Here is a 14,193-nt window from a genome sequence, read left to right on the forward strand (position 1 = left end):
ACCCGCGGCTCACACGCCCGCGTAGGAGTGCTTGCCGCTGACGAAGATGTTGACGCCGTAGTAGTTGAACAGCCAGCAGCCGAAGGCCAGCATCGCCAGGTAGGCGGCCTTGCGGCCCTTCCAGCCGGCCGTCGCGCGGGCGTGCAGGTAGCAGGCGTAGGCGATCCAGGTGATGAAGGACCAGGTCTCCTTCGGGTCCCAGTTCCAGTACCGGCCCCAGGCGTCGCCCGCCCAGATCGCGCCCGCGATGATCGTGAACGTCCAGAGGGGGAACACCGCCGCGTTCACCCGGTAGGCGAACTTGTCCAGGGACGCGGAGGCGGGCAGGCGCTCCAGCACCGAGGTCGCGAACGCGCCGGGCTTGCCGCCGGTCTGCAGCTTGGTCTCGTACGAGTCCTTGAACAGGTACAGGATCGTGGCGACCGCGCCGACGTAGAACACCGCGCCGCAGAAGATCGCGGTGGAGACGTGGATGTACAGCCAGTACGAGTGCAGCGCGGGAACCAGCTGGTCGCTCGCGGTGTACAGCACGGTGACGGCGAGTCCGAGGTCGAGGAGGACCGTGGTGATCAGGAACAGCCCGAGCCAGCGCACGTTCTTCTTCAGCGCCAGCAGCGCGAGGTACACCCCGACGGCGACGGTGGAGAAGGTGATGTTGAACTCGTACATGTTGCCCCACGGCGCCCGCTGCACGGAGGCCGCGCGGCAGACCACACCGCCCAGCTCCACCAGGAAGGCGAGCACGGTGAGCGAGACGGCGATACGGCCGTAGAGGTCGCCCTGCTCGTCCCCGCCGTGCGCGCCGGGCCCGTCCGGCACGTCACGGGCGCCGGACGCCGAGCGGACGACGACCTTGGGCCGCTCCAGCACGGCGGTGCCCCCGCCCGCCTGCCTGGCGGTGACGGCCGGGCCCTGGGCGGACCCGGTCTCCGCCGTGAGCGCGGCGGCCGTGCGGGCCACCTTGCTGCGGCTGCCGAAGAGCCATTCGGCGATGTACGCGAAGAAGGCCAGGGTGTAGACGGCCATCGACGAGTAGATCAGCGTGTTGCTGATGCTCGCGAGGTGTTCGTTGGTTGCGGCGGCGAGAGTCACTTCTCAGCCCCTTCGGCAGGTACGACGGGAGATTCGGTGGAGTCGTCGTCGGGATCGTCGTCGGGGTCGGCAGCCCCCGGCGCCCGGTCGTAGAGGGTTCCGGCGAGATCGCCCAGTTCCTCGGGCACCTTGGCGGACTCGCTACGGCCGAGCCCGGCCATCTCGACGACCGTCACGCCGTCGGCGCCGCGCACCGCGCGCACCCACACCCGGCGTCGCTGGATGAACAGGGACCCGGCCAGACCGAGGATCGCGGCGAGGGCGCCGCCGAGCGCCCAGCCGCTGCCGGGCTCCTGGACGATCTCGAAGCCGGCCCATTCCTTGACGTCCTTCTCGAAGGTGATGGACCCGGCGCCGTTCGGCAGCGTGAGCGTGTCACCCGGCTGCAGGAGCTTCTTCAGCAGCTGGCCCTTGCTGTCCTTGAACGCCTTCATCCGCGTCTTGTCCAGCTGGTACACGTTCTGCGCCATGCCCGCGTTCACGCCGCCGAGGTTGCCGTGGTAGGCGTTCACCGCGAGCAGCGGGTTCACCAGCGCGGGGAACTGCGAGAGCATCGTGCCGCTCTTCGGGTTGAACGTCGGCACGAAGAACGCCTGGAAACCGAGCTGCTCCGTCCTGCCCTGCGGGTTGCGGTAGCCGTCGTAGACCTTCACCACGCCGTTGGAGGTGACGTTGCCGTCGAGCGGCAGCAGCGGCACGGCGTCGTGGAAGACCTTGTTGCCCTTGCCGTCGCGGACCGTGATGACGGGCGCGTAGCCGTGGCTGACCAGGTAGACCTTGGCGTCGCCGATGTGCAGCGGCTGGTTGACCTTGATGGTGGTCGGCTTCTCCTTGCCGTACGCACCCTCGCTGTAGTCGATCTTCGCCTCGAAGGTGCGCGGCGTGCCCTTGTTCGGGCCGGTGACCTCGTAGGTGCCCTTGAAGTCCTTCAGGTCGAAGCTGAACGGCACCAGGTCGTCGTTCTGGAACAGGCTGCCCGACTTGAAGTCGTCGTAGTTCGGGAGCGCGTTGGCGAAGCCGCCGCCCTCGACGACCAGCTTGGTGCCGTCCGACTTGTACAGCTGGCCGGAGGCGAAGGCGACCAGCAGCACGATCAGGGCGATGTGGAAGACGAGGTTGCCCAGCTCGCGCAGATAGCCCTTCTCGGCGGCGACCGCGTCACCGGCGACGTGGGCGCGGAAGCGGCGCTTCTTCAGCAGGGCGAGCGCGGCCTCGCGGACCTGCTCGGGGTCGGCCTCCGTACGCCACGTCGTGTACGCGGGCAGCCGGGTCAGCCGCTTGGGCGCGCCCGGCGGCCGGCCGCGCAGCTGGCCGACGAACTGCCAGGTGCGCGGGACGATGCAGCCGATGAGGGAGACGAACAGCAGGATGTAGATCGCGGAGAACCACACCGAGCTGTAGACGTGGAACAGGCCGAGCTTGTCGTAGACGGGCGCGAGCGTCTTGTGGGCCTTGCGGAACTCGTCGACCTTGTTCAGGTCGGCGCCGGTCTGCGGGATCAGCGAGCCGGGGATCGCACCGAGCGAGAGCAGCAGGAGGAGCAGCAGCGCGACCCGCATGGAGGTCAGCTGCCGCCAGAACCAGCGGACCCAGCCGATGACGCCGAGGCCGGGCACGGAGGAGAGTTCCTCGCGCGGCGCGGTGGACAGCTGGGAGCCGGCCGCGCCGAGGTCGTCCTGGTCCCGGCTGTTGTCCGTTTCGGTCTTGCTCATCGGTCAGATCCCCACATCGAAGCCGCCGGACCAGATCTGCAACTGCTGCACCAGACTGTTCCACGCACCGGTCAGCAGCAGCACACCGGTCACGATCATCATCGAGCCGCCGACGCGCATCACCCAGGCGTAGTGGCGCTTGACCCAGCCGAAGGCGCCGAGCGCCTTGCGGAAGGCGACCGCCGTGAGGACGAAGGGAATGCCCAGACCGATGCAGTAGACGACCAACAGGAGTGCGCCGCGCCCGGCGCTGGACTCGCGCATGGCGAGGAAGCTCACGGAGGAGAGGGTCGGGCCCAGGCAGGGGGTCCAGCCGATGCCGAAGAGCGCCCCCAGTACGGGAGCGCCCACCAGGCCGGTCACCGGCCGCCGGTGGAAGCGGAACTCGCGCTGGGTGAGGCCGGGCAGCAGCCCCATGAAGAACACGCCCATGAGGATCATGAGCACGCCGAGCGCCTTGGAGAGGGTGTCCTGGTAGTCGACCAGATTGCGGCCGAAGAAGCCGAACAGCGCCCCGGTCGAGACGAACACGGCGCTGAAGCCGAACACGAACAGGGAGGCTCCGGCGACCATCCGCCCGCGCCTGGCCTCGGCCAGGTCCGTGCCGGCGACCCCGGTGACGTAGGAGAGGTAGCCGGGGACGAGCGGCAGGACACAGGGCGAGAAGAACGAGACGAGCCCGCCGATCAGGGCGATCGGCGCGGCGACGATCAGGGCGCCGTTGAGTACGGTCTGGTTCTGGCCCGTCGCAGCCAGCGTCACGAGTGCGCTCACGTCACTTCTCCGCGAGGACCGGCTTGAGCATGTCCAGCAGGGAGGTGTCGTCGAGCGCCTCCAGGGCCCTCGCGGCGACCTTCCCGTGCCGGTCGATGATGAGCGTGGAGGGGATCAGCTGCGGGTTGAGCGTCCCCTTCTCGAAGCGGAGCATCAGCTTGCCCGACGGGTCGTACAGGCTCGGGTAGCCGATGCCGTGCTCCTTCTCGAAGGCGACCGCGGGGGTGGTGCTGGTGTCGCGGGTGTTGATGCCCACGAACTGCACGCCCTTGCCCTCGTACTGCTTCGACACCTTGGAGAAGTACTGCGCCTCCTCGCGGCACGGGCCGCACCACGAGCCCCAGACGTTGATGACGACGACCTGGCCCTTGTACCGGGCGACGTCCAGCGTCTTGCCGTCGATGGTCTCGCCGGACAGGTCCGGGGCCGCGGCACGCTTGCCTGCGGGCACGGTTTCGATGCCGTTGTGGCCGGTGACGAAGTTGGTGTTGCCACCGCCGCCGGACATGCCGCCCTTGCCGCACGCGGACAGGGTCAGGCCCGCCACGGCGGCCACGGCACCGAGCAGGACGGCGCGGCTACGGGTACTCATGTGAAAAGTTTCGCATGCCCGTTCCGGCGATCGGTGGCGCCCCCCTGCCGGGCGGAAAACCGCATTTCAGGGCGTATTTACACAGGACATTTCCGGCACCGCGCTCAGACCAGGAACTGCTTCCAGCCGGCGGTGGGCTTCTGCCCGACACCCAGGGTGCGCAGCTTGGCGAGCACCTCGGGCTTCTGCACGTCCATCCAGTCGACGAACTGCCGGAAGGAGACCAGCCGCACGTCCGCGCCCTTCTCCTTCTCCCGCGCGATGTGCTTGAAGGCCTCCTCGACAGCGTCCATGTAGATGCCGCCGTTCCAGTGCTCGAAGTGGTTGCCTATGAACAGCGGCGCCCGGTTGGTCTCGTATGCCCGCTGGAAGCCTGATATGTAGGCCTGTGCGGACTGCTTGCGCCAGCCCGGGTAGTTGTAGGCGGGCGCCTTGGTGGAGTTCACGGACTGGTTGGCGAGCATGTTGTAGTCCATCGAGAGCACCTCGAAGGAATGTCCGGGGAAAGGTATCTGCTGCAGCGGCAGATCCCAGATCCCGAGCTTCTTCTCCGGCCACACCTGGCGGCCGCCCGGCGAGGAGGCGTCGTAGCGCCAGCCCAGCTCGCGGGCGGTGGGCAGCAGGTTGTTCTGGCCCAGGAGGCAGGGCGTACGGCCGCCGGCCAGTTCCTTGTCGTAGTCGAAGGGCAGCGAGGGCAGGTCGTGCCAGCCGGTGTTGGTCCGCCACTGCTTCACGAACGACTTGGCCTGCTCGATCTCGCTCTTCCACTGCTGCGGGGTCCACCACTTGACCGAGCCGTGGGTCTCGCCGCAGAAGTGCCCGTTGAAGTGGGTGCCGATCTCGTGGCCCTCCAGCCAGGCCCGGTGCACGTTGGCGAGGGTCGCCTTGATGTGCTCGTCGGTGAGGTAGCCGATGTCGGAGGCGCCGCGCGGGTTGTTCGGGGGCAGGTACAGCCGCTTCTTCGACTCGGGCAGCAGATACAGCCCCGAGAGGAAGAAGGTCATGCTCGCGCCGTGCTCCTTGGCGAGATCCAGGAAGCGCGGGAAGAGTCCGTTGCCGACCTCGCCGGCACCGTCCCAGGAGAAGATGACGAACTGCGGCGGGGTCTGGCCCGGCTGGAGCGGCTCGGGCTTGTTCGGCTGGTGCGGCTGCTTGCCCGTGTACGACGTGGAGCCGTCCCCGATCGGCTTGCCCGGACGCGAGCCGGCGCCGCCCTCGGCGTTCTTCCCCTGACCGGAACCGTCCGGGTGCCCGGAGCCGTCCGATGACGTGTGGCTCCCGCAGCCGGCCAGGGTGGCGGAGGCCGCCACGCCCGCGCCGAGTCCGAGCATTCCCCTGCGGGAGAGGGTCCGGGAGACGGTGCGCATGGAGTTCCCCGATTCGTTGCGCCTGCTGATGGTCACCCAGTCAGAGGGCGCGACGATCGGGGAGGTTCCGTTGATTTGTATGGTTTTCGTAACGGATACCGAAAAAGCACGCTAAGCAGCGCCAAACGGACCGTCAGAAACCGCTGGGTCAGGCGCCGAAGGCCTTCCCCTGGGCGGTGCCCGTGCCCTTCTGCGGCTTGGCACCGGCCCGCAGGTGGACCGGGACGAGATCGATGGCGGGCTCGCTGTAGCCGACCGACACGATCCTGTCGCCCAGGTAGGTGAAAGACGTCAGGGAAGCGAGCGTGCACTGCCGCTTGCGCGGATCGTGCCACAGCCGCCGCCGCTCGACGTAGGACCGCACGATCCAGACCGGCAGCTGATGGCTGACCAGCACCGCCTCGTGCCCGCGCGCCTGGTCCTTGGCCGCGTTCAGCGCGCCCATCATCCGCACGACGATGTCGACGTACGGCTCACCCCAGGACGGCTTGAACGGGTTGACCAGGTGCTTCCAGTTCTCGGGCTTGCGCAGCGCGCCGTCCCCCACCCCGAAGGTCTTGCCCTGGAAGACGTTGTCGGCCTCGATGAGCCGCTCGTCGGTGTCCAGGTCGAGGCCGTGCGTCTTGGCGACCGGGGTGGCCGTCTCCTGCGCCCGCTCCAGCGGCGAGGCGCAGACGTACGTCACGTCCCGCGCGGCGAGGTGCTCGGCGACCCGGTCGGCCATCTGCCGCCCCAGCTCGGACAGGTGGTACCCGGGCAGCCGCCCGTACAGAACCCCGTCCGGGTTGTCCACCTCACCGTGCCGCATGAGATGGACGACGGTGACGTCCTTGTCCCTGCTGCCGTTGCTGATGCTCACGCGGTGGCCTCCGCAGCCGCCCGGGCCGCCGCCGGAAGGGCGTCGGCGATCTTCTGGATGGCCCGCTCGTCGTGGGCCGTGGACACGAACCAGGACTCGAAGGACGACGGCGGCAGGTAGACGCCGTTCGACAGCAGCGAGTGGAAGAACGCGGTGAAGCGGTACGACTCCTGCCGCTTGGCGTCCTCGTAGGTGCGCACCTGCCGGTCGGTGAAGAACACCGAGAACATGTTGGAGGCGGTCTGCACCCGGTGCGCGACACCCTCCTTGCCCAGCGCCTCGGTGACCAGTGACTGGATCTGCGCGGACACGGCGTTCACCGTCTCGTACGCCGCGTCGTCCAGCAGCCTCAGCTGGGCGAGCCCGGCGGCGGTGGCGACGGGGTTCCCGGAGAGGGTGCCGGCCTGGTAGACGGGCCCGGCGGGGGCGAGGTGGGCCATGACGTCGGCCCGCCCGCCGAAGGCGGCGGCGGGGAAACCGCCCCCCATGACCTTCCCGAAGGTCATCAGGTCCGGCTTGACCCCGTCGACGCCGTACCAGCCGGCGCGGCTGGTGCGGAACCCGGTCATGACCTCGTCGGAGATGTAGAGGGCGCCGTTCTTGTGGCAGGCGTCCTTGAGCCCCTGGTTGAACCCCGGGTCCGGCGGCACCACGCCCATGTTCCCGGGCGAGGCCTCGGTGATCACGCACGCGATCTCACCCGGGTGCCGGTGGAAGGCCTCGTGCACGGCCTCCAGGTCGTTGTACGGCAGCACGAGCGTGTCGCCGGCCTGGGCGCCGGTGACACCCGGGGTGTCGGGCAGCGCGAAGGTCGCGACCCCGGACCCGGCGGCGGCGAGCAGTGCGTCCACGTGCCCGTGGTAGCACCCGGCGAACTTGATCACCTTCGACCGCCCGGTGAACCCACGGGCGAGCCGGATGGCGCTCATGGTCGCCTCGGTGCCGCTGCTGACCAGCCGCACCTGCTCCACGGGCTCGACCCGGGCGACGATCTCCTCGGCGAGCGCGACCTCGCCCTCACCGGGCGTGCCGAAGGACGTACCGCGGGCGACGGCCTCCTGGACGGCGGCGATGACCTCGGGGTGCGCGTGCCCGAGGATCATCGGCCCCCAGGAGCAGACGAGGTCGACGTACTCGCGGCCGTCGGCGTCGGTGAGGTACGGGCCGCGGCCGGACGCCATGAAGCGGGGCGTGCCGCCGACGGCACGGAAGGCGCGCACCGGCGAGTTCACACCGCCGGGGGTGACGGTGGAGGCTCGGTCGAAGAGCGCCTGGGAGGCGGGCGCGTCGTAGGGATAGGGCGTTTCGCTCAGGGCACTCATGACGTGCTGCTTCTCCGGCTTCTCGGACTCCGGCTGCTGGGGTGACCTCCTCAGGGTAGGCCGCGACCCGACGGGCGCGTGGCCCGCCTCGGGATCCAGGCACCGCGTCCCAAGATCCAAGCGCCGCCATCCGCCATCTGCGAGACTGACACCTGATACACACAGCTCTTACGCACGTAATGATCAGGGGCCGGACAAGAACCCGTGGACTGTTGTTTCACCGCACGTTTCGGCGGGCGGCCGTGGGGGAGGTCACTGACACGATGATCGGGTTGCGCGGCGGGGGCCACGCGTCCTAGAAAAGCAGTCGGGTGGAGATATGCATCGCGGTGGCGGACTGGGCGAGGGGACTGATGACCTGGGTCCTCGACGTGCCCGGCGGGGAAGGCACCGGCGCGACGCGGAGGAATCGACCGAAGCACGGCAGAGCGACGCACGTCAGGCACAGGGTGTACCGAGTGAGCCCGAGCGGTACGACCGGCACGGTGATCGGCAGCTGGAGAGCCAGCTGGAGCGACCGGTCGACGGCCGGCTCGACCACCGGGCCGACCGCCTGAGGGCGGGGAGCAGGAATGGTGGTCGGGTGGGGGTGACATACAAATACTTCGGCGCGCCGGACGGCGCGACGGCGGCCCGTGTCCCCATCTCGATGCGTCCCGAGGAACTCGGCGGCGACGAGCTGGGCATGAACGGCATGTTCACCAAGATCAAGCCGGAGACGATGGCCGCGATGGTCCTGACCGGCATCGAGGGCGTCCCCCTGCACAAGGTCCCGCCGCTGGAACTGGTCGTCCTGCACCCCGACTACGCGGTCGTCAAACTCCCCATGACCGTCGTCGACCCCCTGCGCGACATCGGCGAGGAGGCGGTCGGCGCGGCGGCCTTCATCTGGTCGACGGTCCCGGACCGGGGCGGGCCGCGGGATGCGTTCAACGTGTACCAGTTGCTGCACGAGTGGCAGGACTTCAGCCACCGGCTGCACGAGGCGGGGCATCAGCCGTATTGCCTGGTGTGGCCCTGAGCCGGGGTTTCGCTGGTTTCGCTTGGGGCACTGACGCGCCTTGGACAGCGGCAGGTGCGTGTACGTCCGCAGGGCGAAGCCGGGACCGAGTGGCCGAGGTACTCACGTAGCCGGGCCGGAGCGCGTGCCTGCGGGAGCGTGCGCTCCCTCGCCCCTTCGTGATCGAGGGCGGTGAAGTCGTCGCCGATCCGCACGACTGGTGCGTCGCCGAGTCAGGTGTCGACGTGGTCGCGCTTCCAGAGACAGCCGTTGGGGTGGCTGGTCGTGATCTGCGGGCGCGGGGGGGGCGAAGGGGGACCGACCGGACGGGAGTGGACCCGTCGGCTCCCTCCTGCTCGGCGGGCGGGCTCAGCCGTCCAGTGACACGCTGGAGGTTGTCCCGGCCTCTGGAGCGTGGGAGGAGCGGACATGGAGATCAAGCCGCAGATGGTCGCCATCCCCAAGGAAACCGACCATCTGGAGCAGGGGAAGTACGGCCCCGTTTTTCCCAGGACTCCGGCGTGCTACGGATTCACCATCATCGCGCGGATCAAGCCGGGCCGGGCCGAGGCGGTGCGCGCGCACGGGCACACGCTGGTCAAGGCGTTGGAGGAAGATCCGTACCTGCTGGCGCCGTTGAAGCTGCACTACCTTCGCTGGGTTCTCTTCGACGACGACACGCGCTTCATGTACCAGGGCATCTTCGACACCGACTTCGACAAGTACACCGAGGACGCGGTCGCCCTCTTCACGAAGGTCGGCGCGAGCACCGTCTTCGAGAACCTCGAGGGGTTTCCCGAGGACTGGCAGTCGAACCCGGAGGGGTTCGTACGCTTCGTAAGGGAACACCACTGCCCGAGCTTCATCGAGTACGGAGAGTATCCGTACGTGACGTCGGACGAGATCAAGAAGGCTCTGCGGATCAAGGGCGCCCTCTCGGAGATGCTCGACCAGATGCAGTGAGACGATCGAAATGAGCGAGGTCAGAACCGCGCGCACGTACAACCAGCGGCACATTCCGCGGAAGTACACACCGGGCGGGCGGCGGGTGAGTGTCTACGTCTCGTGGAGCTATCCGGCCGAGGCCGGTCGCGACGCGGCCGAACTGGACAACCGCTTCTCCACGATGACCGAGGTCAGGCGGGTGGCATGGCCCTCGTACGAGGACCCGAAGTGGTCGGACCCGTACCGGTTCCAGCAGGGCATCGCCGGGTCTCTGGAACTGTTCTTCTGGGCCTGGGTGCCGTTCCAGGACTACGTCGAGGAGGTCACGGGGCATCCCGTCCCGGTGTACCAGCGCATCGACCAGGCGGGGTTCTTCACCCCGCTCGACGAGCGGGTGCTCGACGACACGGACGTGCTGTTCGTGTTCGGGCTGGACCACGCGGTCACCGGGCAGGAGGCCCAGCCCGGGGAGATCGAGGCCCTGCGGGCGTTCCTCGGCCGGGAGGACGCCTGCCTCGTCCTGGGCCCGCACCACGATGTCGGCGCCTCGGACGACCTGAAGGTCCGGGAGATGGAATACCGCCACCACGGTGATCCCCTGGTGCCCCGGCAGCAGCGTTTCGCCACCTATGTGCGGGACTTGATGAAGGGCCTCGGGGTGCCGGTGATGAACCGGTACGGGCTGCGTCCGGCGACGCGCGAGGGCGATCGGATCGCCCCGCTGTCCACGGTCCGGGACCTGGACCCGAAGGGCTGGCTGGACGGGGTGACGAACTTCAACTTCCACATGCACCTGCCGCACTACGACACGACGACCGACGACCCGGACGCCATCCGCGTGCTGGCCAGGCAGCCGATCGACATGGCCCGGCCGCATCCGTTCACCGAGGCCGGCAACACCGAGTTCAACATGTTCCTGTGGATGCCGCCCGGCGGTGACCGCGCGGCCGATCTGCTGCTGGCGGACTCCACGATCTTCAGCTCCTTGTTCGGCGGGGACGACAGCCTGCGGAACTTCTGGCGCAACCTCGTCTCCACGTGAGGCAGCCGGGGAGGATCCATGAGCGTGCACACGGACGTCGCGCTGGAACTCGACGACATCCAGCGCGGGGTTCTCAGTTCCCGGCCGACGCCCTACGCGGCGACGTACCTCGCCTTCCGGATCGACGACCAGGGGCACGGCCGGGAGTTGATGCGGCGCGCGAGTACGGCGGTGACCTCCGCGGCGGACCCGGTCAGCCCGCTCGGGGAGACCTGGGTGAGTGTGGCCGTCACCTGCCGCGGGCTGGAGGCGCTGGGGGTGCCGGGCGCCTCGTTGGACACGTTCGCCTGGGAGTTCCGGCAGGGGATGGCGGCCCGCGCCAGGGCGCTGGGCGATGTGGGCGGGAGCAGCCCGGCGCACTGGGAAGCACCGCTGGGCAGCCCGGACATCCATGTGGTGGTCACGGCGGTCGCGCCCGACCCCGCCCACTTGGAGGCGGCCGTCGACCGGGCCCGCCCCGCCTACGACCGGCTGTCCGGCGTGACGGCGATCTGGCGGCAGGACTGCTACGCGCTGCCCACCGGGACCGAGCACTTCGGCTATCTCGACGGGGTCAGCCACCCGGCCGTCGAAGGCAGCGGCATACCGGGGTCCAACCAGTTGGAGGTGCCGCTGAAGGCCGGTGAGTTCGTCCTCGGCCACCGGGACGAGATCGGCGGCATCCAGAGCCCGCAGCCGGCCGTGCTGGGGCGCAACGGCAGCTACGCGGTCTTCCGCAAGCTGCATCAGAACGTCGCCGGGTTCCGCCGCTATCTGAAGGACAACGCCACCGGGCCCCAGGACGAGGAGCTGATCGCCGCGAAGATCATGGGGCGTTGGCGCAGCGGTGCTCCCCTGGCGCTGGCTCCGCATGCCGACGATCCCGCGCTCGGCACCGACCCGTACCGCCGCAACACCTTCCTGTACGAGAGCGACGATCCGGCGGGATTCAAGACGCCCGGGGGCTGTCACATCCGCCGGGCCAACCCCCGCGACGCCGCGGTGGCGGGGGAGGTGAGACTGCACCGCATGATCCGGCGCGGCGCCGTCTACGGTCCACCGCTGCCCGAGGGGGTGCTGGAGGACGACGGAGCCGACCGTGGCCTGATGTTCGCGTTCATCGGCGCGCACCTGGGGCGGCAGTTCGAGTTCGTCCAGTCGCAGTGGATGAACGACGGCGTCTTCTTCGGCGGGAACGACGCCAAGGACCCCGTCACCGGATCCCATGACGGCACCGGCGGCTTCACGATTCCGCGGCGGCCGCTGCGCCGGCGCCTCGCCCCGCTGCCGCGGTTCGTCGTCACCCGGGGAGGCGAGTACTGCTTCCTTCCGAGCCTGACCGCCCTGCGCCGGCTCGGCGGCCTTCGCGACTGACGTGCCGGGAAGTCCGACGCACCTGAGGGGCCTGGTCGGCCGCCATCGGCGGTCCGTCCTCGGCGGTGTCGTCGCCGACCACCTGGGCCGGCGCCGGGCCTCGCCACGGCGGGACGTCCGCCCGCCGCCACGGGCTCCGGGGAAGCCGCGCAGAACCAGCGCCCCCGCCCTGGCGGCACTGCCCGCCCGGACCGAGGACGCCTGCCTCGCATCCGTCGCCGATCGCCCCCGACGGCCACCGGCGGTTCGCGGCCCTGCTCGACCGGTTCGCGGCCCCGGCCGCCGAGGGTCCCGACGTCGACCGGTAGGCACCCGCGGGCCGGCGCCCCGCGAGCGCGCGCACTCCCGGGGGCCAGGGGCTGGACCTGTGGCCGCCATGCTGTCCCGGGCAGGCGGTCCCCCTCCCATTGGGTCCCGGCCCCGCTGGGTCTATCGTCTGAATTCCGGGGCCAGGACGAGGAGGACGGCCGGTGATGCCGCAGGACGAGGCCGTGATCGGCTGCATGGGCAAGGTGCTCATCGGGACGCGGGGATCCGCGGGTCCCGGCGAGGTCCTGGTGCGGGTCAGGGGCGGCTCCGAGACCTTCCTGGCGTGGTCCGAGGATCCCCTGCCCGCGGGCGCCACGGTCCTCGTGATCGAATCACGGGGATGCCGCGAGGTCGGCGTCATCGAGTGGGTGGATCCATTGGACGCGCTCGGCGGCGACACCGTCGGCGCAGGCTGAGGAGTACAAGCATGTTCGGATACCGCGTTCCCGCCCCCGACGAGGCGATGTTGATCTCCGGAGGCCGACGGGGTCTGGGGGGCGCGCCGTTCCGCGTGGTGACGGGCCACGGCAAGTTCGTGCTCCCGGTCTTCCGCAAGGTCCGGTTCCTCACGCTGTCGATGTGCGAGTCCGAGGTCACCGAGACGTGTGTGACCAAGCAGGGCATCTCCCTGCACGTCCGCGCGGTCATCGCCTTCAAGGTCGGCAACGACCACGAGAGCATCATCAACGCCGGTCAGCGCTTCCTGTCCGACCAGGAGCAGATGTCGGTGCTCACCGGCCGGATCTTCGCCGGCCACCTGCGGGCCATCATCGGCTCGATGACGGTCGAGGAGATCGTCACGGAGCGGCAGAAGCTCGCCGCCGAGGTCCTGGACACCTCCAAGACGGAGATGGCGAAGATCGGCCTGATCGTCGACTCGCTGCAGATCCAGTCGATCGACGACGGCGACACCGGCTACATCGACGCGATGTCCGCCCCGCACAAGGCGGCGATCCAGCGGCAGGCGCAGATCGCCCAGGCCCAGGCCACCCAGGCCGCGGTCGAGGCGGAGCAGGAGGCGGCCCGCAAGCAGGCCGAGTACGCCCGGCAGACCGCCATCGTCAAGGCCGAGTACTCGGCCGAGGTGGACCGCGCCCAGGCCCAGGCCGGGCAGGCCGGTCCGCTGGCACAGGCCCATGCCCAGCAGGAGGTGCTGGCCGCCCAGACGGAACTGGCCGAGCGCCAGGCCAGGTTGCGCCAGCAGCAGCTGGTCGCGGAGGTCGTCAAGCCCGCCGAGGCCGAGGCCGAGCGGGTCAGGATCCTCGCCGCCGCCGAGGCCCAGCGCATGAAGATCCAGGCCGAGGCCGCCGCCTCCTACGACCGGGTCGCCCTCGACCGGATGCTCATCGACCAGCTCCCGCAGATCGTGAAGGAGGCCGCGGGGGGCCTGGCCGGCGCCAACGTCAATGTCCTCAACGGCGCGGACGGGCTCGGCGAGATCGCCGCGGGTCTGGTGTCCCAGGGTCTGACGATCCTCGACTCCGTCCGGCAGAACCTGAACGGCGGCCAGGACAACAAGGACAACCCGAGCGGCAAGGGGGACCTCAACGGCCTGCTCCAGCTGCGCTCGGGCAAGGAGGGGGCGTCGGAGGACGACGGCCGGGTGGACCTCGACTAGGCGCTCCGCCGGTTCAGCCGTTCACGACCTGACGGGCCGTGGCGTGTCTGTGGCTTCGTCGTGGCTGGCCGTCGGCATCGATGAGCAGGGTGTCGGTGCCACGCCGGGAACGACCCGTCCGTGTGCCCGGTTCGAGGACGGCCGGCGGGCTCAGGTAGACCCAGCCGGCGCCGGAGCGGGCCTGGCAGGTGCGCAGTTGGGCCACGCC

At 69.6% G+C, this 14,193-nt stretch carries 14 protein-coding genes and 1 pseudogene; 6 read left to right on the top strand and 9 right to left on the bottom strand.

Annotated features, from left to right (window positions below; genetic code table 11):
- Positions 1–9 precede the first annotated feature (9 nt).
- From ccsB to hemL, 7 genes are all read right to left on the bottom strand, one after another.
- Entirely contained in the window at positions 10–1,092 is a 1,083-nt protein-coding gene (gene ccsB / locus ACWC94_RS20890; protein ID WP_450798280.1) for a c-type cytochrome biogenesis protein CcsB, read from the bottom strand.
- Positions 1,089–2,804, bottom strand: a complete 1,716-nt coding sequence (resB, locus tag ACWC94_RS20895) for a cytochrome c biogenesis protein ResB (RefSeq protein WP_450798281.1) — start codon at positions 2,802–2,804, stop codon at positions 1,089–1,091. Before resB ends, ccsB begins: the two co-directional genes overlap by 4 nt.
- A 3-nt stretch (positions 2,805–2,807) precedes the next feature.
- Positions 2,808–3,578, bottom strand: a complete 771-nt coding sequence (locus ACWC94_RS20900) for a cytochrome c biogenesis CcdA family protein (protein WP_450798282.1) — start codon at positions 3,576–3,578, stop codon at positions 2,808–2,810.
- Between the two features lies 1 nt (position 3,579).
- A complete protein-coding gene (locus tag ACWC94_RS20905; protein WP_450798283.1) occupies positions 3,580–4,170 on the bottom strand; it encodes a TlpA family protein disulfide reductase in 591 nt (196 codons plus the stop codon).
- A gap of 104 nt (positions 4,171–4,274) precedes the next feature.
- Positions 4,275–5,537 (bottom strand): hypothetical protein, encoded by a 1,263-nt coding sequence (locus ACWC94_RS20910; protein ID WP_450798347.1) that lies wholly within the window; start codon positions 5,535–5,537, stop codon positions 4,275–4,277.
- A 148-nt stretch (positions 5,538–5,685) separates the two neighbouring features.
- Positions 5,686–6,345, bottom strand: a complete 660-nt coding sequence (locus ACWC94_RS20915; RefSeq protein WP_450798348.1) for a histidine phosphatase family protein — start codon at positions 6,343–6,345, stop codon at positions 5,686–5,688.
- 47 nt (positions 6,346–6,392) lie between these two features.
- Positions 6,393–7,709, bottom strand: a complete 1,317-nt coding sequence (gene hemL, locus ACWC94_RS20920) for a glutamate-1-semialdehyde 2,1-aminomutase (protein ID WP_450798350.1) — start codon at positions 7,707–7,709, stop codon at positions 6,393–6,395.
- 592 nt (positions 7,710–8,301) lie between these two features.
- Here hemL and ACWC94_RS20925 point away from each other — a divergent pair.
- Complete coding sequence (locus ACWC94_RS20925) at positions 8,302–8,739, top strand: hypothetical protein (protein WP_010353923.1); 438 nt, start codon at positions 8,302–8,304, stop codon at positions 8,737–8,739.
- Here the strand turns inward: ACWC94_RS20925 and ACWC94_RS20930 are convergent.
- A pseudogene (locus tag ACWC94_RS20930) lies at positions 8,712–9,023 on the bottom strand (hypothetical protein); the annotation flags it as partial. The gene ACWC94_RS20925 and the pseudogene ACWC94_RS20930 overlap by 28 nt on opposite strands.
- 124 nt (positions 9,024–9,147) lie before the next feature.
- Here ACWC94_RS20930 and ACWC94_RS20935 point away from each other — a divergent pair.
- From ACWC94_RS20935 to ACWC94_RS20955, 5 genes are all read left to right on the top strand, one after another.
- Positions 9,148–9,681 (top strand): hypothetical protein, encoded by a 534-nt coding sequence (locus ACWC94_RS20935; protein ID WP_450798284.1) that lies wholly within the window; start codon positions 9,148–9,150, stop codon positions 9,679–9,681.
- Between the two features lie 10 nt (positions 9,682–9,691).
- On the top strand, positions 9,692–10,705 hold the full coding sequence (locus ACWC94_RS20940) for a hypothetical protein (RefSeq protein WP_450798285.1): 1,014 nt from the start codon (positions 9,692–9,694) through the stop codon (positions 10,703–10,705).
- 18 nt (positions 10,706–10,723) lie between these two features.
- Entirely contained in the window at positions 10,724–12,058 is a 1,335-nt protein-coding gene (locus tag ACWC94_RS20945) for a Dyp-type peroxidase (protein ID WP_450798286.1), read from the top strand.
- 473 nt (positions 12,059–12,531) lie between these two features.
- Entirely contained in the window at positions 12,532–12,783 is a 252-nt protein-coding gene (locus tag ACWC94_RS20950; protein ID WP_363214272.1) for a hypothetical protein, read from the top strand.
- A gap of 11 nt (positions 12,784–12,794) precedes the next feature.
- Positions 12,795–13,985, top strand: a complete 1,191-nt coding sequence (locus tag ACWC94_RS20955) for a flotillin family protein (RefSeq protein WP_450798287.1) — start codon at positions 12,795–12,797, stop codon at positions 13,983–13,985.
- 13 nt (positions 13,986–13,998) lie between these two features.
- On the opposite strand, the gene ACWC94_RS20960 is transcribed toward ACWC94_RS20955, so the two are convergent.
- Complete coding sequence (locus tag ACWC94_RS20960) at positions 13,999–14,190, bottom strand: hypothetical protein (protein ID WP_450798288.1); 192 nt, start codon at positions 14,188–14,190, stop codon at positions 13,999–14,001.
- Positions 14,191–14,193: the final 3 nt, after the last annotated feature.

This window comes from Streptomyces sp. NPDC001135, from assembly GCF_053598395.1.

What these genes read in the sequence shown, in the direction of transcription:
- resB (WP_450798281.1), bottom strand. Translation starts at nt 2,804, where the DNA reads ATGAGCAAGACCGAAACGGACAACAGCCGGGACCAGGACGACCTCGGC.
- ACWC94_RS20905 (WP_450798283.1), bottom strand. Translation starts at nt 4,170, where the DNA reads ATGAGTACCCGTAGCCGCGCCGTCCTGCTCGGTGCCGTGGCCGCCGTG.
- ACWC94_RS20910 (WP_450798347.1), bottom strand. Translation starts at nt 5,537, where the DNA reads ATGCGCACCGTCTCCCGGACCCTCTCCCGCAGGGGAATGCTCGGACTC.
- ACWC94_RS20915 (WP_450798348.1), bottom strand. Translation starts at nt 6,345, where the DNA reads ATGCGGCACGGTGAGGTGGACAACCCGGACGGGGTTCTGTACGGGCGG.
- ACWC94_RS20935 (WP_450798284.1), top strand. Translation starts at nt 9,148, where the DNA reads ATGGAGATCAAGCCGCAGATGGTCGCCATCCCCAAGGAAACCGACCAT.
- ACWC94_RS20940 (WP_450798285.1), top strand. Translation starts at nt 9,692, where the DNA reads ATGAGCGAGGTCAGAACCGCGCGCACGTACAACCAGCGGCACATTCCG.
- ACWC94_RS20945 (WP_450798286.1), top strand. Translation starts at nt 10,724, where the DNA reads ATGAGCGTGCACACGGACGTCGCGCTGGAACTCGACGACATCCAGCGC.
- ACWC94_RS20950 (WP_363214272.1), top strand. Translation starts at nt 12,532, where the DNA reads ATGCCGCAGGACGAGGCCGTGATCGGCTGCATGGGCAAGGTGCTCATC.
- ACWC94_RS20955 (WP_450798287.1), top strand. Translation starts at nt 12,795, where the DNA reads ATGTTCGGATACCGCGTTCCCGCCCCCGACGAGGCGATGTTGATCTCC.